This is a genomic window from Streptomyces sp. NPDC096048, assembly GCF_044763415.1.
Taxonomy (GTDB): Bacteria; Actinomycetota; Actinomycetes; order Streptomycetales; family Streptomycetaceae; genus Streptomyces.
The window spans coordinates 1-20,193 of the sequence record NZ_JBIWGG010000023.1; the positions used below are offsets into that span (position 1 = coordinate 1).

15 protein-coding genes and 1 pseudogene are annotated in these 20,193 nt (G+C 67.3%); 8 read left to right on the forward strand and 8 right to left on the reverse strand.

Features of this window, described 5'->3' with window-relative positions; translation table 11 throughout:
• Nucleotides 1-253: 253 nt before the first annotated feature.
• Nucleotides 254-1,192: a ParA family protein gene (locus ACIQ6R_RS36855; RefSeq protein ID WP_404226400.1), complete on the forward strand. Its 939-nt coding sequence runs from the start codon at nt 254-256 to the stop codon at nt 1,190-1,192.
• A gap of 42 nt (nt 1,193-1,234) precedes the next feature.
• Nucleotides 1,235-2,254 carry a ParB/RepB/Spo0J family partition protein gene (locus ACIQ6R_RS36860; RefSeq protein ID WP_404226402.1) on the forward strand — a complete coding sequence of 340 codons (1,020 nt, stop codon included), beginning with the start codon at nt 1,235-1,237 and terminating at the stop codon, nt 2,252-2,254.
• Between the two features lie 151 nt (nt 2,255-2,405).
• Here ACIQ6R_RS36860 and ACIQ6R_RS36865 read toward each other — a convergent pair whose 3' ends face one another.
• From ACIQ6R_RS36865 to ACIQ6R_RS36875, 3 genes are all read right to left on the reverse strand, one after another.
• A complete protein-coding gene (locus ACIQ6R_RS36865) occupies nt 2,406-2,666 on the reverse strand; it encodes a hypothetical protein (RefSeq protein WP_404226403.1) in 261 nt (86 codons plus the stop codon).
• 108 nt (nt 2,667-2,774) lie between these two features.
• The gene (locus ACIQ6R_RS36870) at nt 2,775-2,951 is read right to left on the reverse strand and encodes a hypothetical protein (RefSeq protein WP_404226405.1); all 177 of its coding nucleotides are present in this window, start codon (nt 2,949-2,951) and stop codon (nt 2,775-2,777) included.
• A gap of 909 nt (nt 2,952-3,860) precedes the next feature.
• On the reverse strand, nt 3,861-7,520 hold the full coding sequence (locus tag ACIQ6R_RS36875; protein WP_404226407.1) for a hypothetical protein: 3,660 nt from the start codon (nt 7,518-7,520) through the stop codon (nt 3,861-3,863).
• 169 nt (nt 7,521-7,689) lie between these two features.
• On the opposite strand from ACIQ6R_RS36875, the gene ACIQ6R_RS36880 reads away from it, so the two are divergent.
• Nucleotides 7,690-7,815: a hypothetical protein gene (locus ACIQ6R_RS36880; protein ID WP_404226408.1), complete on the forward strand. Its 126-nt coding sequence runs from the start codon at nt 7,690-7,692 to the stop codon at nt 7,813-7,815.
• Between the two features lie 215 nt (nt 7,816-8,030).
• Here the strand turns inward: ACIQ6R_RS36880 and ACIQ6R_RS36885 are convergent, their stop codons facing one another.
• The 4 genes from ACIQ6R_RS36885 to ACIQ6R_RS36900 all read right to left on the reverse strand — a co-directional run bounded on the left by ACIQ6R_RS36885 (nt 8,031) and on the right by ACIQ6R_RS36900 (nt 15,366).
• Complete coding sequence (locus ACIQ6R_RS36885; RefSeq protein ID WP_404226410.1) at nt 8,031-10,718, reverse strand: TniQ family protein; 2,688 nt, start codon at nt 10,716-10,718, stop codon at nt 8,031-8,033.
• A 26-nt stretch (nt 10,719-10,744) separates the two neighbouring features.
• The gene (locus ACIQ6R_RS36890) at nt 10,745-11,872 is read right to left on the reverse strand and encodes a TniB family NTP-binding protein (RefSeq protein ID WP_404226411.1); all 1,128 of its coding nucleotides are present in this window, start codon (nt 11,870-11,872) and stop codon (nt 10,745-10,747) included.
• 72 nt (nt 11,873-11,944) lie between these two features.
• Nucleotides 11,945-14,932: a TnsA-like heteromeric transposase endonuclease subunit gene (locus tag ACIQ6R_RS36895; protein WP_404226413.1), complete on the reverse strand. Its 2,988-nt coding sequence runs from the start codon at nt 14,930-14,932 to the stop codon at nt 11,945-11,947.
• Nucleotides 14,933-15,150: 218 nt separating this feature from the next.
• Nucleotides 15,151-15,366, reverse strand: a complete 216-nt coding sequence (locus ACIQ6R_RS36900; RefSeq protein WP_404226415.1) for a hypothetical protein — start codon at nt 15,364-15,366, stop codon at nt 15,151-15,153.
• 160 nt (nt 15,367-15,526) lie between these two features.
• Here ACIQ6R_RS36900 and ACIQ6R_RS36905 point away from each other — a divergent pair, with 160 nt between their 5' ends.
• Complete coding sequence (locus ACIQ6R_RS36905; protein WP_404226417.1) at nt 15,527-16,006, forward strand: hypothetical protein; 480 nt, start codon at nt 15,527-15,529, stop codon at nt 16,004-16,006.
• Nucleotides 16,007-16,031: 25 nt separating this feature from the next.
• Here the strand turns inward: ACIQ6R_RS36905 and ACIQ6R_RS36910 are convergent, their stop codons facing one another.
• On the reverse strand, nt 16,032-16,295 hold the full coding sequence (locus ACIQ6R_RS36910; protein ID WP_404226418.1) for a hypothetical protein: 264 nt from the start codon (nt 16,293-16,295) through the stop codon (nt 16,032-16,034).
• A 147-nt stretch (nt 16,296-16,442) separates the two neighbouring features.
• Here ACIQ6R_RS36910 and istA point away from each other — a divergent pair, with 147 nt between their 5' ends.
• From istA to ACIQ6R_RS36930, 4 genes and pseudogenes are all read left to right on the forward strand, one after another.
• Complete coding sequence (gene istA / locus ACIQ6R_RS36915; RefSeq protein ID WP_404226420.1) at nt 16,443-17,858, forward strand: IS21 family transposase; 1,416 nt, start codon at nt 16,443-16,445, stop codon at nt 17,856-17,858.
• A pseudogene (istB, locus tag ACIQ6R_RS36920) lies at nt 17,855-18,573 on the forward strand (IS21-like element helper ATPase IstB). The gene istA and the pseudogene istB overlap by 4 nt, the downstream one beginning before the upstream one ends.
• 76 nt (nt 18,574-18,649) lie before the next feature.
• Nucleotides 18,650-19,246 (forward strand): hypothetical protein, encoded by a 597-nt coding sequence (locus tag ACIQ6R_RS36925; protein WP_404226423.1) that lies wholly within the window; start codon nt 18,650-18,652, stop codon nt 19,244-19,246.
• Between the two features lie 163 nt (nt 19,247-19,409).
• Entirely contained in the window at nt 19,410-20,039 is a 630-nt protein-coding gene (locus tag ACIQ6R_RS36930) for a class I SAM-dependent methyltransferase (RefSeq protein WP_404226422.1), read from the forward strand.
• Nucleotides 20,040-20,193 lie beyond the last annotated feature (154 nt).

Consider the following 20,193-nt stretch of genomic DNA (forward strand, 5'->3'; position numbering starts at 1 on the left):
CCCGATTGACCCCCGTCGAGTACGAGACCATCATGACCCCAGCCGCAGCCCTGGCTGCATAAACCCCCGCTGTCACCCGATCATGCAGCAGTCCCTCCCTAGTCCCCGAGGGGAGCGAGAGAAGCTAATCACCGCTCTCACTCCCCAGCTGCGCAGGCATCTGAAGATCCGCGCTTTCGAGCACGGTATGGACATCCAAGATGCCGCTGAGCACGCCATCAAAGCCTGGTACACGGCGGACAGACTCCCCTAGGTGGACACTGCCGGTGCCCGGACCTGGGGGACGTTCCTTCCAGTTGGCGAGCCGGACACGTTCAAGAGCGCTTGCAACCAGCGCGGAGTCACCTACGTTCAAGGGCCGGCGCAGGCGTTGACGCTCTGGCTGGAGGCGCACCCCTCCCCCAGCACGCCGCTCACCGAGCAGCCGGTCATCCGCGTCATAGTGGCCAACCAGAAGGGCGGCGTCGGGAAGACGTTCATTTCCAGTGGCATCGCTCAGGCCCTCGCGGAGGCCGGCCACCGGGTGCTGATCGTCGACTATGACCCTCAAGGGCATCTCACTGCTGAGCTTGGCTTTGAGGACCTCATGTACGAGGACAATGTCGAGACGCTACTGATGCACATGGACGGGACCGCCAAGGACGATATTCACGACCTGTTGGTCGCCCTAGATCACGACCGCTTCGGCGAGCGCCTGCATCTGCTGCCCGCGAGCGATGACGCGTTCCTGCGGGATGTGGCGTTGTCGAAGGTGTCGTTCAGCGAGGCCGCTCTGGAGCGAGCGCTGGAGCCGCTGGAGAACGACTACGACGTCATCATCATCGATGGGCCGCCCAGTCTTGGCCTGAACATGGACACGGCTCTGTACTACGTACGGCGGCGCGACGGCGAGCTGTCCGACCGCTCGGGCGTCATCACGCCGGTGTGGGCCAACAAGGCGTCCCACCGGGCATTCCGGCTCCTGCGCTCGCAGATGGAGGACCTCTGCCGCAAGGGCCGCATCACGGTCGACTACCTCGGGCTGGTCATCAACGCGTACGACAGCCGACGCGGCCGGTTGGTCAAGGAGAACCGAGACCAGTGGGAGCGCAGCAGCTCGCCGGCGGTTCTGGCGGTCATCGGGGATCCTGAAGGAGGGGCGCGAGGCCGCGGACGGGGAGATCCCGCTGCTGGAGTATGCACCCGGCAGTGAGCATGCGCAGGCGATGCGCGACCTGGCGAAGGAACTGGCGGTATGAGGAAAACCAAGCCCAAGGGCCAGGAGCGCGTGACACGCGGATTCACCCTGGACGAGGACGGCGAGAACAACCCCAAGGAAGCACCCCGACGGGTGCGGACGCGTCAGCAGATCATGAACGGGGAGGGCAAGCGTCCGCCGGCGTCGGTGCCGTTGGCAGAGCTGGCGCACAATCCGTTCAACCCCCGCGACGAATACACCGACATAGAGGAAACTGCGGAGTCGCTGCGCGCCCGAGGACAGATCCAACCGGTCACCGTGGCGCGGCGGGCCGCCTTCCTACGTGCGCACCCAGACCAGGAGGAGCTGGTCGGTGCAGCCGAGTATGTAGTCATCGACGGTAACCGCCGGCTCAAGGCAGCCGCTGCGGCCGGTCTGGCTGAGCTACGAATCGACGTCAATGATGATCTGGCTGCCACCGCCGCCGACATTCTGGAGTCGGCGCTGATCGCCAACGTGCACCGTGTGGATGTGCCTCCCTTGGACCAGGCCAAGGCCATCCAGCAGCTCGTCGAGGTCCATGGATCGCAGGGCAAGGTCGCCAAGCGGCTGGGGAAGACACCGGCATGGGTCTCACAACGACTGGCACTGCTGGAGCTCACCCCAGACCTCCAGAACGCCGTGGAGACCGGCGAACTCAAGGTGGAGCCTGCCCGGCGCATCGGCCGTCTACCCAAGGAGCAGCAGGCCCCGGCTGCGCAGGAAGCCATGGCCGTGTCGAAAGCGCCGCGTCAGCGCACGCCTCGTCGGCAGCTTGGTGATGGCGGCGAGGGGCCGACCGTTAACGGCGTTAACCGTTCCGATGTCTCTGGCTCTGACCCTGCGGTGCCGCAGCAGACCGTTAACGGCGTTAATACCCCGGCAGTGGCAGCCCCGGCTCCCCAGGCGTCCATCGTCATCGCCGACGCTTCCCCGGAGAGCATCGTGGCTGCGCTGAAGGAGCAGCTGTCGCCGCAGGACTTGACCAAGGTCGCGGAGCTGCTCATGGAGAGTCTCACCGAGTCAGCAACAGGCTGAGGCCAGTAGACACTGGCCGCGAAGGGGTTCGCCCAATTGGGCAAGAACGATCTTGCTGAAGCATGTGCCCCGTGGGTCGGCCAGAAACACGAAAAGCGGCCCCCGCCGCTCGGACCGCGAGGTCCGGGACGGCGGGGGCCGCTTCGTGTGCTCAGGTGCTCAGGTCGATGTCGGGTGGGAGGGCGCGTCCGGCGAGGGCGTGGGTGAGGAGTCGGTAGGGCTCGGTCGACGCGCCGTGTCTTCGTGCTCTGGCGCAGTGAACGGTGCTGGTGAGGGTGGTCTCGGTGTTGGGGTGGATGAGGACCAGGGCGACGGGGTTGGCGTCCGGCTGCTGCCCTTGGGTGGGACGGCCGCGCTCCAGGGCGCGGGCGTCGGGGCGATCTGCACGGCGACGTCGCCGTGACCGGTCCACGGGCCGGCCTCTGCCGGGCGGTGAGCATGGCGGTGAACTCTGCGACGGCCTTGTGGTCGTCGGGGTGGAGCGGGCCGGTGCCGTGGCCGCAGCGTCGGAAGCGGGCGCTCATGCGGCGGGGCTGTCGGCGATGACGAGGAAGCTGTCGGTGCGCAGGTCCATGACGACCCGGGTGGGCTGTCCCTGGGCCTGCTGCTGGGCGGCGTGCTCGTCGGCGGGCCAGGAGCCGCGGGGGCCTCCGGCGGGGAAGCGCTCCAGGACGGTGCGCGTGGACTGGTCGGGCATCAGGGTGCCTCCTGGTCGGCGAAGGAGAGCTGGAGTGCGGGGCGTGCTGTGCGGGGCGCGGATGGCCGGGGCGGGGCTGGCGGCTCGGTGCGCTCGAGGTCGGCGTCGGCGAGGAAGCCGAGCTGTCCGGCGGCGGCCGCGCGGGCAGCGAGGGTGATCGAGCGAGTGTGTAGGCCCGCAATTGGAATGTCCCGTTCCGTCGTGGTGACCTGGGCTTTACTCGACTGTCTCAATCTGGGGACATTGCACTCCTGTCTCACGATCTTGTCCCTTCAGGGCCGCCGCCGCTGTGATCGAGGGATGAGACAGCCCTGGCGTGGCTCGCAAATCCGTGTGATGGATAGCAGTTGGCCGAACAGCGGGCAGCCTCGGGGGCTTTCTTGTTGCGCGCGCCTGCCTCTACGCTGATCCCGTGCCCAGAAGTTCCCAGGCAGGCGTCAGCGCCATCACTCAGGGGAGACTGTGAACGTCCCGACGTTGATCGTGTTGGGGGCGGCGGGCGGTTTACCCCCGGCACAGCATCGGCACTGCACCGCACGCCACCGTCGCCCCTCGGCCGCGTCCCGCGCCTCGGATACAACCGCCCGGGTTTCAGTGGCCCGGATGACGGCCCTGCCGCGAGCCCGCGGCCGAGCTTCAGCAACCCGGAGTTCACGAGCCCGGACCTCGGAGGACCGGAACGCCAGCCGGAGTAACACGATGAAGGCATGGTGCGTCAGCCGGGGAGACATGTCCCGTTCCGCGTTGGTGACCTGTGCCTTCGTAATGTGTCTCAGGTGTGAGGTGTAAATCCACACTCAGATGCGCGGGCTGCCACTGCGAACTGCCTGATCAGACCCCACATCGAGGCATTGAGCATCACGATGAACTCGCGGGTTATTGCACACATGGCAAGCACCACAGGCGCTGCTATTCCAGACTCTCCCACGCCCATCGGATCGCGGGCGTCCCATCCGGTTCGCGGCCGAACCGGAACCACAGCTTGTTGTCATCGATGTTCAGAAACTGATCGAACCGGCCTTCGGTGACCAACCGATCCTTCAGGACCGTGGCCTGGGCGGCGGCTCCGACCTCTTGCAGAGAGCCCAGCAACCAGTCGACGGGACTTGGATTGTGGAGAGGGGCGTGGGCGGCGGCGCGGTCGGCCAGCTTAGTGGTCTGATCTTCTGCTCCGACCCTCCACAGGCCGTGCAGCAGCCTGGCCACGACAACCGGAGTATCGACGGGGACGTGAGTGGCTGGGTCACGGGCCAGCAGCGCAGCGATCTGGGTGTCGGTCCCGGAGCGGGACGAGAATGACAACGCGTCTAGCAGATCGCACACGGCGAGCAGATCGTCGAGGGGAACGTGGCCGACGGCACGCTCGGCCAGTGCGGCAGCCTGGGCGCCTGCTCCGGCCTCCCGCAATCGATACAGCAGATGGACAGACCGTGAATCGAGGGGCGCGTGCGCTGCGGCCCGGTCGGCCAGTGCGGTGGCCTGGGCCTCCGCGCCGACCTCCCGCAACATGTTCAGCAAGGTGACCACGCTGGAGGGGGTGCTGATTGCGACTTTGGAAACGGGGTCACGGGCCAGCAGTTCGGCGATCCGAGCGTCGGCTCCGGCCTCCCGCAAATTCTCCAGCAGCCAGGCCACCTCGGCCGGATCCTGATCCTCAAGGGCGACACGGTCGATGGTGTATTCGGCGAGTGCGGCAGCCTGCACATCGGCTCCGGCTTCCCGCAGGCCACGGAGCAGTGAGGTCACAGCGCGCGGGTCGCTGAGGGCGGCCTGGGCGACGGGGTCATGGGCCAACAGTTCAGCGATCTGGGTCTCCCCTTCCACCGTACGCAGACGATCCTTCAAAGGGGACGTGATCCCTATCCAGACATAGAGGTTGCGAGTGGCAGCGCGTTCGACGAGAACGGCGGCCTGCGCCTCGGCGCCGGCCTCTCGCAGACTGCGCAGCAGCGTGGTCACGCCGGATTGGCCGCTGTTGTGGAGGAGGACGTGAGTGCCGGGGTCACGGGCCAGCAGTTCGGCGATCTGAGATTCCGCACCGATCTCCCCCAGGTATCCCAGCAGCTTGGCCACCACGTACGGATCGTCGAGCGGGGTTTGGGTGGCGGCGCGGCCGGCGAGCGTGGCCACTTGGTCCTCCGCCCCGAGACTTCGCAGGCTGCCTAGCAGCTTGGCTACTCTGAACTGGCCGTCCTTGTCGTTGAAGTCGAGAGGGATGTGGGCGGCGGGGTCACGGGCGAGAAGTTCGGCGATCTGGGCGTCGGCTCCGGCCTCCCGCAGAACGTCCAGCAATCGGGTAACCCCGGACGGATCATCCAGTACGGCATGCGCGGCAGGGGCACGAGCCAGCAGCGTGGCGATCTGCGTTTGCGCGCCCATCTCCCGCAAATTCTCCAGCAGCCAGGCCGCCACGAACGGATTATCGACAGGGACCTGGAGGGCGGCACGGTCAGCCAATGCAGTGGCAGGAGTCTCCGCGCCCGTCTCCCGCAAGTTCTTCAGTAACCTGACCACCGCGTGCGAATCGTCGAGCGGGGAGTGCGCGGCGGTGCGGTCGGCCAGCGTGGCCACCTGGTCTTCCGCTCCAACCCTCCGCAGACTGTGCAGCAACCTGGCCACGGCATCGAGATCGTCGAGAGGGATGTGGGAGGCGGGGTCACGGGCGAGAAGTTCGGCGATCTGGGCGTCGGCTCCGGCCTCCCGCAGAACGTCCAGCAATCGGGTAACCCCGGACGGATCATCCAGTACGGCATGCGCGGCAGGGGCACGAGCCAGCAGCGTGGCGATCTGCGTTTGCGCGCCCATCTCCCGCAACCTGTCCAGCAACCAGGCGATGGAGTTCGCATCATGGAGAGGGACACGAGAGGCGGCTCGGTCGGCCAGCACGACGGCCTGGTCGTTCGCCCCCCTTATCCGCAGGTTGCCGAGCAACCAGGCCACCTCGGCCGGATCGTCGAGCGGGAAGTGGGCGGCGACCCAGTCGGCGGGACGACGGTCTTCTGGGTACAGGGCGCGCAGAAGATCCACAAGGCGAAGAGCGGCTTTCTGGTTGCCACGAGCGGTGGCGTTCTTGTGCAGCTGGGCGGCGTCGCGGAACAGGCCGCGAGCCCAGGCGGCGTCCCCGAGAACGGCCAGGTCGCCCGGGTGTGCGCAGTCGGCCATGGCCGACCAGAACCCGGGCGGGGGGATCTGGCCGACGCGGTGGGTGCGACCGTACTGGTCGAGATAGTCGGCCAGCCGGTACGTCGCTCGCCCGTCACTCCTGTCTGAGGCCGGCGTCGTCTGGCGGCCCGTGAGGGCACGGGCCAAGCGGACCTGTGTGACCGGCCCCCGCGCACCTTTGCACGGCTTGGCCGTGTAAGCCAGGGCTTGATCGAACCAATCCTCGCTGAGCTGATCCCATTGGGCGTCGGTCAGGTAGGCGAGCGCGGCTTGCTCCAGCAGGGCGTGCGGCAGGGTTGTCCGGTGTCCCATGCGGCGGGCGTCCATCGCCGCGCAGATCAGCGCGTTGGCTGTCGGCGGGGCGGTGTGGAACCGTTCCAATAGAGCTGGTGCACCGGCCAGGTACTGGGTTATGTGACCGTCGTTGGTGTGCTCAGCCGCCCACGCCAGCCGTGCGTCGGAGCCGGCGGCACGCCGGAGGGCAGCCAGGTCGGTACCGGTGAAGGTCTCGGGCACCTCGATCACCGTCCCGTCCAGCACCTGCCGCACCTGCGTGCCAGAGGCATGGGTCAAGTCGGCATGGTGTTCGGGCCACAGGGTGCCCAGCACCAATACGGGCGCCCGCGCCGGGTCGGCGAGCAGACGGCGCAGCTTCGCCGCAACGCGCTCCCCCGTTTCGCCTCTCCCTCCCAAGTACTCCTGGGTCTCGTTCAACCACACCACGGTGCGTGGACCCACCCGGTCGAGTGCCTCCGACGCCGCCTCTGGGCGGGTCGGATCGTAAGGGTGCCACAGCCACCACCGTCCCTCCCGGCGCAGCGGCTCCAACGCCTCCCAGCAGGCCCGGGTCTTGCCCGTCGACGATCCTGCCACCAACACCGCCATCGCACTGACTCCCCCGGCGGCCCTCTCGACGATCTGAGCCAGCCGCTGGTCATGGGCCCGACGCACATACAGTGGCAGCGTCGGCAGTCTTCCCTTCTCCTCCTCCACATTGACCGGCCGGTGCACCTCGAACGCGAACGGGTCGGTCACCTGGGCGATCGGAACTCCCACGGCCGGGTCCATCCGCGCCGCGACCCACAGGGCCCGGGCCCGGCCGGCGGCATCACGATGATCCCACCGGGCGGCACGGGCCAGCACCGTGACCACCGCCACCACATCGGCCTGCGAGGACGGCACCACCCGATCCCGGATGATCCGGTGGATCGTGTCCTTCTCGGGGGCCCCTTGTAGTTGGTCATCCCCGGCGACCCAAGCGGCGATCTCGGCCAGCGAAGGCGCGCCCGCCTCCAGGTACAGCTCGTACACCAGCGCCTTGAGGTCCCCCAACGCCCCTGCCGGCAGCAACGGCCGCTCGATCGGCCGCGGCCGCCGCACCGGACCATTCTTCTCATCGCCACTCATCGCACACCATCGTCACGCCACTGACAGCCGATGCCCTGAAATGCTAAAGCAGCCGACGTAGCCCCGCGTTCATCGCAACTCAGAATCGGTCTCCCGGAGGGTCGCAAGCTGGATTTCGGCAGGCCGGCACACCAGCCGCCCAGCCGTGAAGGCGAAAGGGAGGCATTCAATGACCCACACCCCCAGTCTCACCCGCACCGAACGGTTTCTGCTGGCTGCCGCCGCTCTGCGCGGCGCCGTGGCCGGGGCGACCCGCGCGGTCGCCACATGGCTACTGGACCATCTCGCACACTGACGCACTGTGCAATATCCCGTGGGTTCGAGCGGGGTCTCGCCCGCCGTTGCAGCAGGTCAACCGGGCAGGCGGGACTGGCGAGCCGTGTGGATCATGATGGAGTCTCGGAGATCCTGAAGCCCATCATGATCCACACTCAGATGCGCGGGCTGCCACTGCGAACCGCCTGATCAGACCCCACATCGAGGCATTGAGCATGACGACGAACTCGCGGCCTATTGCACATCCGTGTGGGCCACCACGTCTGGTCTCACGATCTTGTCCTCTTGATCGGTGAGGGGCGGCTCCGAGGGCGGAGGCAGGTCCGTAGCCGAGAACGCTGGTGCCGGAGCTTCTTCGTCGTGTTGCCATGCGCGGATGGCGGCGAGGATGCGGCGTCCTGGGGCAGTGAGCTGCATCGGCGTGGTGGGGGTGGCGCGTTCGATGAGGTTGAGGCCGAGGTCGACTTCAACACGGCGGATGGCAGATCGGAGGGTGGCGTCAACGACGTTGAGGGCTTTGGCGGCTTTGGCGAGACTCTCGTAAGGGGCTGCGGCGGCGAAGAGTTCGAGGCGAGTTCGGCCCATTCTGCCGGCGAGTGCGGGCCGCAGGGGTGACGGGATGTGCTGGAGTTCGGTATCGCTGCGGAGAAGGCGTTGGTGGCTGCGACCACCACGTGCGCGGGTTTGTATGTCGGCTTCCTTGATCCGATTGAGCATTGTGGAGGCGCTGATACCCTGCTCGGCCGCGAGATCGGCGACGGAGCGCTGATGGACGAGGTACTGCTCTCGCAGCCATTCCCGGTCGATGTGGACCGTTCGGTTGTGGCCGGGTTCGCGTGGGCGACGTAGGGAGATGCCGTATTCGTCGGCGAGGTTGGCGATCACACGTGCGCTCACCCCTACTTGGCCACCGATCTGTTGGAGTGTGCGCTGCTGCACGGTGTAGAGGTGGGTGAGGTCGTCGGGTGGCAGTGCCTCCCGGGCGTAACTCAGTGCCGCGTTGGGGCGCCAGCCGTGAGCTGCACGCTGGGTGGTGGGAGCCGGGTGGAGGGCCAGGAGGTAGCGGATCGCTTCGGGCGTGGTGTCGAGTTCCTGCGCGGCTGCGGTGGGCGACTGGGACTGGCCGCGGATGAGCTGGTGGAGTCGGGCGACGTCGACGGTGTGGGGGTCGCATCCGGGCAGGTCGAGTCCGTCGAGCAGGGTAGCGGGCGGCTCCCAGGTGAGGGGCTCGTGAGCGAGGTGGTTGCGGTCCAGGAAGGAGCGGGCCACGTCGTCGAGGGCTTCGGCCAGTGCGGGGGTGTGCCAGACGGGGAAGTTGACTTTGTGATCGCGCACGGTTCGAGGCGTCGTGTTGGGGGTGGGATGTGCACTGAGGCGTTCGAAGAGCACCGCGCGCACGACGCCGGCTCTGCGCTGCTTGCCTGCCGAGATGCCCGCGGTGCGGCAGATGCTGTGCCACTGCTCGTCGGGCAGCAACTCGTCGTAGTCCAGGTGTCGGCGCCGGTGGTAGTCGATCGGGGAGTCGGTGTTGTCGAGGAAATCGCTGACGCGGGTGAGTGCTTCTTGGACGGCATCCCAGTGGTCTGACTGCTCCAGCACACGCAGCATGCGGGACATGTGGCTGGAGTTGAGGTGAGAGCCGAGGAGGGTGAAGGCTGCCTTCTTGTCCATACGGCTGCCGACGATCAAGAGCATCGCGGACAGGGCCTGACGCATGATCGTGTCGAAGGCCCCCTGTGCGGGGGTTATCCGTAGCCACCAGCCCGGCCAGGCGAGAGTGGGGATCTTGCGGGCGCGTCGGGTCGACGAGCCCGATTCGGCGGGTGGCTTTTTTGGGGCCGAAGTGACGGCCCGATGGCGCAACTGCTCGCTCGGTGGCCGACGGTGCAGGGCAGCGGAAAGGTGCACGGACTTGAGAAGAGGGCTGATGTCAGCGCCCCACGTGTCCACGGTCAGGGCTGCCTGGGGAGACACCAGCGAGACGGCTTCCACCAGGGTCCTCATGCACCGTCCGGCTTCAGCGAAGGCGGCCTGGTTGAGGATGTTCAGTGCGGCAAGAACGGCTATGGCCGTCGACGGCGCCTCCGGTGGCGCCGATGCGCCGGGGCGGCCGGGGTAGCGCGAGGTGCGTTCCTGGGTGGGCAACCGTTTGACGAGCTCGGCGGGAATGCCGCGGGTGAGGCAGGTGTCGGACATCGGATCCGCCGCTCGGGAGGTGGCCATGAGGAAGCGGGCAGCCAGAGCGCGGATATCGGCGAAGCCGACCCGGGCCGACTGGGGGTCCGCCGCGTAGATCCCGAAATCGGCCTTGCCGGTGTCGATGCAGGTGGCAAGCAGGTGCTGAGCCTGGATCACCGGAGACTCGGCCGGGAACGGGAGGCTGGGGGCCGCGGCCAGGTCGTGGTGGCAGCGGGGGTGCTTCTCACTGCCCCGCGTCGTGTTCGCGCACCGGCCTGGGATCGGAATGCCGTAACCGCTGTGCGGGCGCAGGCAGCCCGGGCAGTCGTCGACCAGCAGCCGATTGTGCACCAGGCAGGCAAACGACCAGCCCAGCCGCCACGACACCTGCCAGCGTCCGCCGCTTTCGGCCAAGCAGACGGGACAATAACGTGAGCCCCGCGCGCGGCCCCACAGCAGCCGCTGGTCGACACGCCTGCTGCGCGGGTTGAGCACCAGGGCCAGCTGGTCGTAGGGGAGCAGCGTCATCCGGTGCACCTGCCGGGACGCGATGCCGGTGGCCGCCGCGATCGACTCCAGCTCCACATCAGTGGGCATCCCCGACCAGTCCCACCGGGACGGTGACAGCCTCTCGTGGCGCGGAAGGACGCCCAGGGCCGGCAGGAGATCTTTGAGGTAGGTGTCCGTGCGGTGCGCGATCGCCTCGGCCCAGGAGTCCAGTGCTTCCCCCGGCAGCGGTGCCACGCGAATCGGTAGCGTACGGACGAAGCTCACGCCACACGCTTCGCAGTGGGCGAGCGGGGTTTGGTCGTCATGCGACCGCGTTCGAACTTCTTCGCCAGCGCCTTGCGCGCTCGCTCCGCCGCCGCGTCGAGCTTCACCTGGTCGAGGAGGTCGACGTCGAGGAGTTCGGTGCCGGTGCGGGCGGCACGCTGGCAGCCACGGTTGATCAGCGTCATCAGCGAGCCGATGTGCCCGGTAGTGCGGATGTAGAGGTAGTCGGACAGGTCGTCGGCGAGCATGCCGGGGAACTTCCGGCACAGCACGATCCGCTTCTCCAGCGCGAGCAGCATCCTGCGCCACTCACGGCGGTGCTTGTCGTTGGTGACGACGAACGGCTCCATCGTCAGCGGGGTGGTGCGGCGCGCGGTCTGGGCGAGGGTGATGTTGCCGTGGGAGTTGGCCTCGGAGTACAGGCCGCGGTTGCTCAGCTCGACACCGATGAAGATGATCGTGACGGGGAACTCGTTCGCGATGTACTTGAAGTGGTTGCTGACCTCGGCCCCATTGCGATCATGCCATTTCAGGAAGTGCAGATCGTCGATTACCAAGATGCGCGTCTCACATTCCAATACGCAGTCCAGGGCGCGCTGAGCGAAGAGTGCGGCTGTGCCAGTCCTGCGGCCGGGGTGCGCGTAGTACTCCAGCAGTGACCGGTTGAACTCCTTCATGCCGATGTTGCTGGTCAGGCCGACTCTGCAGACCGGCCACCGCTCCTGTCCGGCGGCAGTAAACGCCCCCTCCCGCTCGATCACCTGTCGGTGGTACTTCAGCGCGAAGTCCAGGACCGCGGTGGTCTTGCCGAGCCCGGGAAAGGCATCCACCGCCACGGCGCCCTTGGCCTTGTCGCCGTACTGCTGATTACTCGCGAGGATGTCCCACAAATCCTCATGCAACGCCTTGAGTTGCGGCGTGCCGATCGGTCCCAGGTTTGCGTGCCAGATACTCCGGTCCTGCTCGTACTCCAGCACCGCCGCCTCTCCCAGGAGGGCCTTCTGTTTGAGGGTGAGCTGATCCGGCGGCTGTCGCTTCGGCGCCTCGGCCAGGGCCCGCAGGCCCTCCTTGCGCGAGAGCGTGAGGTTGTCCAGTGGCGGGGTCTCGGGGCGGGGTTGCGTCACGCGTCCTCCAGAGCGTCGGCGTAGAAGTCCTCGTCGTCATCGGGGCCGTCGAGTTCGTCGTCCTCGTCGTCATCACCGGCTACCGGGCCCTCGTACGGCTCGGCCTCGTCCGTCTTCGGCTCCTCCTCGTTTGTCCTCGTCGTCGGTGGAGTTGAGGATCCGGGCGACGGAGGGCAGCGCGCGTACGTCGTCCTCGGCCGTGTCCGGCAGGTCGAAGGCGGACTGCTCGCGGGCCTGGCGCAGCGCCAGCCGGCGCTCGGTCATCGTCAGTCCGAGCCCCAGGTGCCAGCGGCCGAGGAGTTCGGCGACCGCAGTCTCGTCGTCGGGGAACGGGTGCTTCTCACCCGCGATCTTCCGGGCGATCTCGATGGCCCCCTGGCTGATCGGGAACTTCTGCGCAGGGGCGTCCTCCCATTCCAGAGTGTGCCAGCGGCGGGTGTCCGGGCGGCGGAAGTAGATATAGTTGATGTCGTCGGGGTCGACCTGTACGGGCCACAGACCCTTCGTCCTCGGCCCGGTGTACTCGCTGGTCTCGCCCCGGTAGCCGTCCAGGCCCGGGCCGTTGTAGCGGCACTTGCGGATCTCGACGCCGTAGTGGTGGGTCGGCTTCCACTCGGTCTTGAGGAACTCGAAGCCAAGCGCGGGGTCGCGGGGGACCTCGATGTAGCCGGCGCGGGCGATGCCGTGCTCGAACATGGCCGCCGGCGACAGGTTCAGCCCCGGCACGTGGGCGTCAACGAGTCCCCTATGGGGCCTCACGTGATACACGCAGGCCACCCATTCCCTGATGATCGCTTCCAACTCGTGGAGAAAGAAGAACGCCTGGTCCTCCGGCCGCTCGCCCCGCGAGAACAGGTCCGGGCCCACGTAGCCGGGCAGCGATTCCAGCACCCCCTCGCGCACAGTTTTGAAGAATCTCTCCAGCGGTCCCTTGTCCCGGCCCGTTCGTAGACGAGCCGGCTGAATGGACAGGCCCAGCCGCTGGCAAACCGAGGTGATGTGCTCGGAGATGTAGGGCTTGCCGTGGTCGACGACGATCGTCTCCGGCACCAGCGCCGGAGAGGCGACACCGCGCTTCTTGAGCTTCTCCGGCTCCTCCTCGTCCGGTTCGAGTGCCTTCCGCTCGATGAACACGTGGCGGGGAATGCCGTGGTCGGGCCACACGGAGTGCTCGGGCCAGTCCTTGCCGACCGGGCGGGGGCGGAAGGTCTGGAACATCACCGCCGCGACATCGATGGACGAGGTGGACACTGGGGTCACCCGAAGCCCCGTGACGCACCTGTCGTACCAGTCCATCGCGACGGTCAGTTCAGCCTGGACCCACTTCATCGTGATCGGGTCCATGGCGAAAACGTCCAGACGCGTGGTGTCCATCAGCAGGTACTCGCCCGGCCTCGTGGGCCGCAGCTTCCCGTACGCGCCCGGCGGCCGGGCGGCGATGTCCCGGTTGCGCTTCGCGCTCAGCCGGAAGGTCGGCAGCCGCCGCTCCAGCTCCTCAAGCCACCGGTACGCCGTCGCGCGACCGGGCAGCTTCACCTCGCCCTCGCCGTGGCGGGCCTCCAGACGCGGGCCTACCGAGCGGATCACTTTCCCGCGGGTGGGCTTCGAATCCTTCTCGTGCTCGGCCATGATCTCCAGGGCCATCTCCACCCACCGCGGATCGGCCCGGCCCAGCCCTCCCATGTCTCCGCTCCCGCGATCCGGGCCGCCGCGCACGAGCCCGGCCTCCCGGTCGGTGAGGAAGGCGCGTACCCACCGTTTGATGGTGCGCATGCTCACGCCCAACTCGGTGGCCTTCGCTTCGTATCTCTGCAGCTTGGGAACCGTGGCCGCGTACTGCGGCCGGGGCTCGCCAGGCTCCGCGAGTTCGTCGCTGCCCGACCGGAAGCCGGTCAGAACCTCGTTGATATGGGCGGCCCGCTCCCGAACCTCGGCACGTTCCTCGTGACTGAGCTGACCGAGCAGCACCGAGGCCGTCTCGCGGTCGTCGTCCGATTTCGGCCCCGGCCCGGTCGCGATGACCTGGGCCCGGCCAGAAGCGAGCACTTCGCGCAGCGACAGCCGGAACCTGCGGCCCGGCCCATCACGGACCAGCACCTCGTTGCCGGCCACCGAGCCGAACATCTCCTCCACCACGACGACTTCACCGTCGTACTTCAACCTCGTGCCCACCCCGACACGTACAGCAGCTCTGGTCACATGTCCTCTTCCACCAGTCCTCGACTTCGTGATCCGGCAGAGCTGCTCGATCTGCCCGTCGTCGAGCACCGACTCGGGCTTGGCCTCCTTGACGGGGCGGGGCAGGTCGCGCCAGCTGGCGCCAACCACCGCGGCCGTGCCCTGGCGTAGCACGTGGCGCTCGGACAACGGCTCCGTCAGGTCCGTCACGAAGTGCTGGCACCACAACAGCCGCAGCACCGCGGCCCTCACCCGCCAGTCAGGGTGCTGAGGGAAGGCACGAAACGCATCCCCCACCGTCGCCCCGTACAGATCCGCCGCCCGGATCTCCGCGAGCAGGTCCTCGTCGAACAGCCAGCCGCGGCGATAACCCGCGAGGAACCGCAGGTTTTGCAGCTCCGCTTCGGGTGGCTCGGTCCACATCTGGAAGTCCCAGCCGCGCGACAGGACGACCTCGCGGGCCCAGCCGAGCGCGGAGTTCACCTTCGGCCGGGTGAGCAGGTGCCGCGGCTTGACGTCCACGACCAGCGGCACGTCCTTGTCGCGCAGCACCAGGTAGTCCGGCACGTGGCGGCGTTGACGACCCTCGACGGTGGTGGACAGCAGGAACGGCTGGGCGAACACGGCCGTCACGTCCTGGTCGAAGTCGGCGTAGAGCAGACGTGTCAGCTCAAGGCGGGACTCGTAGACGACGTGGCCGCTCATGGTGGACGACCAATACGTGCCGGAGTAGTGCTTCTGCCCGTACCGCCAGCGGAACGTACGCCACGGCATCGACGGCTCGAACACGTCGGCACCCGTCGTCGACCAGACCAGGTCCTCGTCGATCTCCCCGTCCGTACGACGGAGACTCATCGAGACCTCGCCGACCACACGCGACATACCCCACCCCCCGGGCAGCGAGAGCGGGGAGGCAGGCATCCCGGCCTCGATCAGTTACAACATCTCCACGATCAGACCGGAGAGGGGCGCTGCATAGATCGAGACGGGGATCAGCACTACGACGAGTGAACGATCAGACAAGAGTTCATCTCATCATGCTGTCCCGTAGGTCGGACAAAGGCCGTGGTCGATGAGAAAGGGACACGTGAAATGCGAACCTACAGAGTGACCCGGTGGTGCCCGTGGTCGATGCGCAGGTGGCACAGCTGGCAGGCGGCGAGCAGGTTCTCGTCTCGCACATCTTCGGGGGTGTGGTTGAGGTGGGCGGTGGTGAGGCCGACCATGGAGCCGGTGTCGGGGTGGATCCGCTCGTGGATGGCCGGGCAGCGGCCGCCCGGGTGCGTCAGGCCGCAGTGGCCCGTGCTTCTCTGCACTTCATTCGTTCGGGTGACCAGGGGTATGTGGTCGGGCAATGGAACTCCGTGGATTAGGGGATGCGGGCGCCTCGATGTCGAAACCCGAGGGCGATGCCGAGTGGGGCGGCCCGGGGTGCCAAGATCAGCGCGATGACGAGTGATGGGGAGGGTGAGTGAATTGAGCTATGACCTCAAGGCAGTGATCGCGGGGAGCCGCCTGTTGGCTGCGGTGGCTGTCGGTCTGCCATCGGCTCGCGTCGTTGATCTCCAACAAGGTCTGGCGTTGCTGCCTCTGTCTGATGCCTTCTCCGAAGCGGTGGCCGACGCTGACCAGCCCCGTCGTGCCGATTTCTGGAGCCTTCCGTCCGGCTTCGACCGTGTGCTGGCCGGGTGGTCGAAGGAAGGCTCCGTCGCATATGTGGAATCCGAGTACTTCGGAGGTGCTGGCGAGGAGAACGTCGCGGTCTGGCGCAATGGGCGGCTCGTCCTGGGACCGCTTCACCTTGTCGAAGGTGAGCTGCCCTCGGATGCGGGCTCGCCCGTCTGTCGAGCTCTGCGCGAACTTGGTGTCCGTGCTGGTGAGCGGGAGGACGAGTTCATGGCCGTGGGTCTGGGCAAGCATCGGAACACTGAGGAGTGGGCCAGCGTGACGACGTGAATGTCATGTGTCGTGGGCGCCCGTATCACTCCTGGGCTCCGAGGGTGCGGGTGCGGGGTTTGGGGATGCCGAGGTCGACGGCTGGTCGGCGGGCCATGCGCTGGGACTCGTCGCGCTTGGAGCGGAGGAGGGCGAGGGTGAGGTTCAGTCCCTCGATCTCACCGGCCCAGCCTTCCCGTTCGGCCCTGTCCCGGCGGGCAAAAAGGTCCTTCTCGAGTTCGTCGAAGCGGCCAGCATCTTGGGGTTGACGTGCAGCATCGGGCAGCGGATGCAGGCTTCTCTGAACCAACGAGAGTGTGCCCTGTGATCAGGTGTCGGCGTACAAGTGAACGTGCACCACCTCGTACGAATGAGAACGCACCGTTGTTGATACGCGGAGAGGCTGGAGCCGGAAGTCTGCTGCCGTCGGTTCGGGATCGACGGAAGGCGGCTGGCTGTGGTGCTGGACCCGCATCGGTGGCTGGAGCTGAGGCGGTTTCGCGGTCTGTACGAGTCCGGGGCGATGAGCCTGCGGGAGATCGCGAAGGAGACCGGGCTGAATCGGCGCACGGTCACCAAGTACCTGTCGGGCGAGGTCCCGGTTGCGCCGCCGAAGAGGGCCGCGAACGGCCGGCCGCGGCAGCGGGTGGTGGACGAGGTCGCGCCGCTGATCGATGCGATGCTGAGGGCCGAGATCCTCCTCAAAGGGGCTGTGATCCACGAGCGGCTGGTGGCCGAGTACGGGTTCACCGGCACCTACCAGCGCGTGAAGATCTACTTGCAGGAGGCCCGTCCCAGGATCGCGGAGGAGCTCGGGATCAGTCCGGGCGAGTTGGCTGGTCTGCACCGCCGGTTCGAGGTGGTGCCCGGAGCTCAGGCGCAAGTGGACTGGGGCGACGAGTGCAGGATCCTCGCCCATGTCGGGATCCCGAAGGTCTACTCATTCCATATGACCTTGTCGTACTCGCGGGACCCGTTCTGCTGTTTCACCACCAGCCAGGACCTGGCCACCTTCTTCGACTGCCACCGTCAAGCGTTTGCCCACTTCGGTGGTGTCCCGATGTCGATCGTCTACGACCGCACCAAGACCGTCGTCCGCCGCCACGTCGCGCCAGGCGAGGCCGTGCCGCTGCACCCGGAGGCGGTCGCGTTCGCCGGGCATTACGACTTCGACGTTGACGTTCTTGCCGCCTACCGGCCCCAAGGCAAGGGCCGGGTCGAGCGGCAGGTCGGCATCATCCGCGACCACGTCCTGGCGGGCCGGGCCTTCTCCTCGATCGAGGAGATGAACGCCGCGTTCACCGCCTGGGTCCCGCTGCGGCGGGCGAAGGTCCACGGCACTCACGGCGAGGTCATCGGCCTGCGGGCGGTCCGCGACCACATGGCCCTGCGTCCGCTGCCGGCCACGCCCTATGTGGTCGCCCAGCGGCACCTCCGCTACGTCGGCAAGGACTGCCTCGTCGCTTTCGAGGCGAACCTCTACTCGGTGCCGGCGAGGCGGGTCCGTCCGCGCCAGCTGGTCGAAATCAGGGCCACGAAATCCCAGGTCGCGCTGCACTCCACGACTCCCGACCGCCAGGGCGAAACCCTTCTGGCTGCCCACCCCCGGGCCGTTGGCCGAGGCGCCCGCGTCGTGGACGACAAGCATTGGGACGGACTGCCCACCGGAGCCGGCCGCCGCGTCACTGCGGGCGGTGACCTGCCCGCACCCCGCCAGTCTGACAGCTCCGGCCCGGAGGTGGGATTGATGACCTTGCTGAATCGGGTGGCGGCCACTCAGGTCGAGGTCAGCCGCCGGCCGCTGTCGGTCTATGACGAGCTGACCGGCACCCGCCCCTTCACCACGCACCGAACGCCGGAGGAATCGTCTTGAGCGAGCTGGTCTCCACCCGCATCCGCAGCACGGCCGCCAAGCTGGGCTTCCCCACCTGGCCGATGCCCTGACCCAGTACGCACAGCGGGCCGACGAGGCCAAGATGGGCTACCTGGACTTCATCGACCTGGTCCTGTCCGAAGAACTGGCCGTCCGGGACGATCGCCGCTTTCGCCAGGGCCTGCGGCTGTCGAGGCTGCCGCACCACAGGACGCTGGAGGACTACGACTTCTCCTTCCAGCCTGAGCTCGACCCCCGCAAGGTCAAAGACCTCGCCACCCTCTCGTTCGTCGAGGCAAAGGCCAACGCCGCCCTGCTCGGGCCGCCGGGGGTGGGCAAGACACACATCGCCGTCGCTCTGGCGGTCGCTGCCTGCCGGGCCGGCTACTCGATCTACTTCACCAGCCTCGACGACATGGTCCGCAACCTCACCGCCGCCGAAGCCGCGGGACGCTTGACCAACAAGCTCGGCACGTACTTGCGGCCTGCGGTCCTCGTCCTGGACGAAGTCGGTTGCCAGCCCCTCGCCCGCGCGGAGGCCAACCTGGTCTTCCAGGTCATCTCCAAGCGCTACGAGAAGGGCTCGATCATCCTGACGTCGAACAAGACCTTCAGCGAATGGGGACAGGTGTTCGGCGACGAGGTGCTGGCCACCGCCATCCTCGACCGTCTCCTGCACCATTGCGGCGTGATCTCCATCAACGGCCCCAGCTAGCGACTCAAGAACCGGCTCGCCACTATCGAACGAGAGCAGAACGACGCAGCCTGACACCGTGGTCGACAATGACCACATGGATGTCACCGAACTGCTCAAATCGGCTTCCCTCCTGGTCCCGGAAGAGACCGCTACCGAAAACGACGTCACGGTGCGAGACGTCTGGGACTACCTTGCCCACGACGAGTGGGAAATCGCGCTGGGCCTGCTGGAGGAGCTCGGGGATGGACATCCGCAGCCGTTGACGTTCTGGGAGCAGCTTGCCGAGGCGGCCGAACAACTCCGCTTTGAACGGAGCGCGGCGTGGTGCCACTGGCGGTGTTCCGAGATCCGAAACGGGATGATCCGGGCGGATCTGACGCTCCGCCCGGCCATGGAGGCGCGACGCAAGACGTCAATCTCCGGTCACGGTGTTCTGCGGCCCATGTGGGACATCGGGAACCTCTCACCCACCGGAGGTTTCTCGGTGAGCATCGCCAGGCTCTGGGTCGAGGGCATGCCCGTTCTGGAGCCCGGCGGCCGGGCAACTGTCCGCCTCGTTCCCCTCACCCCCTCTCACTGGACGCACGTCGAAACCGGCCAACGGATCAGCATGCACGAGGACCGGACCGTGGCCGGCACCGCAGTCGTGCTGGAAGTTCACCTCCCCGCCACCGTCACGCCGACGAACTGACTCCGACTGCCCCGACCTCTCGCTGGTGCAGATATCTCCGTACTCGGCGGAGCACTCACAGGAGTACCTCGACATCAGGTGACGGGACGATCAGTCCTGAAGGGCAGGTCCGGTGTGGGGCCGGAGAACGGGTGCGAGCGGCGCGGGTGCTAGTTTCCTTCCCGTGTTAAAACACCAGGACGAGACCAGGACGGCCTACGACGGGATCGTCGAGCTGTACGCGTCGATGTTCGCTAATCGGTTGGAGACGCAGCCGTTCGCGCGGAACATGATCGGCACCTTCGCCGAGCTCGTGCGTGGCACGGGGAACCTGCGGGCAGCCGACGTCGGGTGCGGCCCCGGTCATCTGACAGCCATGCTGCACGACTTGGGGCTGGACGCCTTCGGGCTCGACCTCTCCCCGGCCATGGTCGACCACGCCCGGCGGGCCCATCCGACGCTGCGGTTCGACGAAGCGCGAATGGAGGCCCTGCCGATCGAGGACGGCGCGCTCGGCGGAGTGCTGGCCCACTACTCGATGATCCATACCCCACCTGGAGAATTGCCCGCGCTGCTCGCTGAACAGGTGCGTGTCCTGACGCCAGGGGGCCTGCTCCTGGTGTCCTTCTTCGGGACCGAGGGACCGGAGCCGGTCCGCTTCGACCACAAGGTGGCGCCCGCCTATAGCTGGCCGGCGGAGCAGTTTGCCGAGTTGCTGACCGGGGCCGGACTCGTCACGGTTGCTCGGTTGCTCCACGACCCAGCGTCCGAGCGGGGCTTCCTCGACACCCATTTGCTGGCCCGCCGCCCGTAGAGGGTGGCCCGTGGCCTGGGTCGGGGTGGTGTAGATCATCCGCGTGGATGAGGCTCGACTAAGACGGTGTCCTACGTGGTGAGGCGGACGAGTCGCTTGTAGCAGCACAAGGCGGCGGCGAGGCCGAGAAAGGCCAGGTAGTTGCGGGGATCGC

What these genes read in the sequence shown, in the direction of transcription:
- ACIQ6R_RS36860 (WP_404226402.1), top strand. Translation starts at nt 1,235, where the DNA reads ATGAGGAAAACCAAGCCCAAGGGCCAGGAGCGCGTGACACGCGGATTC.
- ACIQ6R_RS36895 (WP_404226413.1), bottom strand. Translation starts at nt 14,932, where the DNA reads ATGTCGCGTGTGGTCGGCGAGGTCTCGATGAGTCTCCGTCGTACGGAC.
- ACIQ6R_RS36870 (WP_404226405.1), bottom strand. Translation starts at nt 2,951, where the DNA reads ATGCCCGACCAGTCCACGCGCACCGTCCTGGAGCGCTTCCCCGCCGGA.
- ACIQ6R_RS36925 (WP_404226423.1), top strand. Translation starts at nt 18,650, where the DNA reads ATGGATGTCACCGAACTGCTCAAATCGGCTTCCCTCCTGGTCCCGGAA.
- ACIQ6R_RS36880 (WP_404226408.1), top strand. Translation starts at nt 7,690, where the DNA reads ATGACCCACACCCCCAGTCTCACCCGCACCGAACGGTTTCTGCTGGCT.
- ACIQ6R_RS36875 (WP_404226407.1), bottom strand. Translation starts at nt 7,520, where the DNA reads ATGAGTGGCGATGAGAAGAATGGTCCGGTGCGGCGGCCGCGGCCGATC.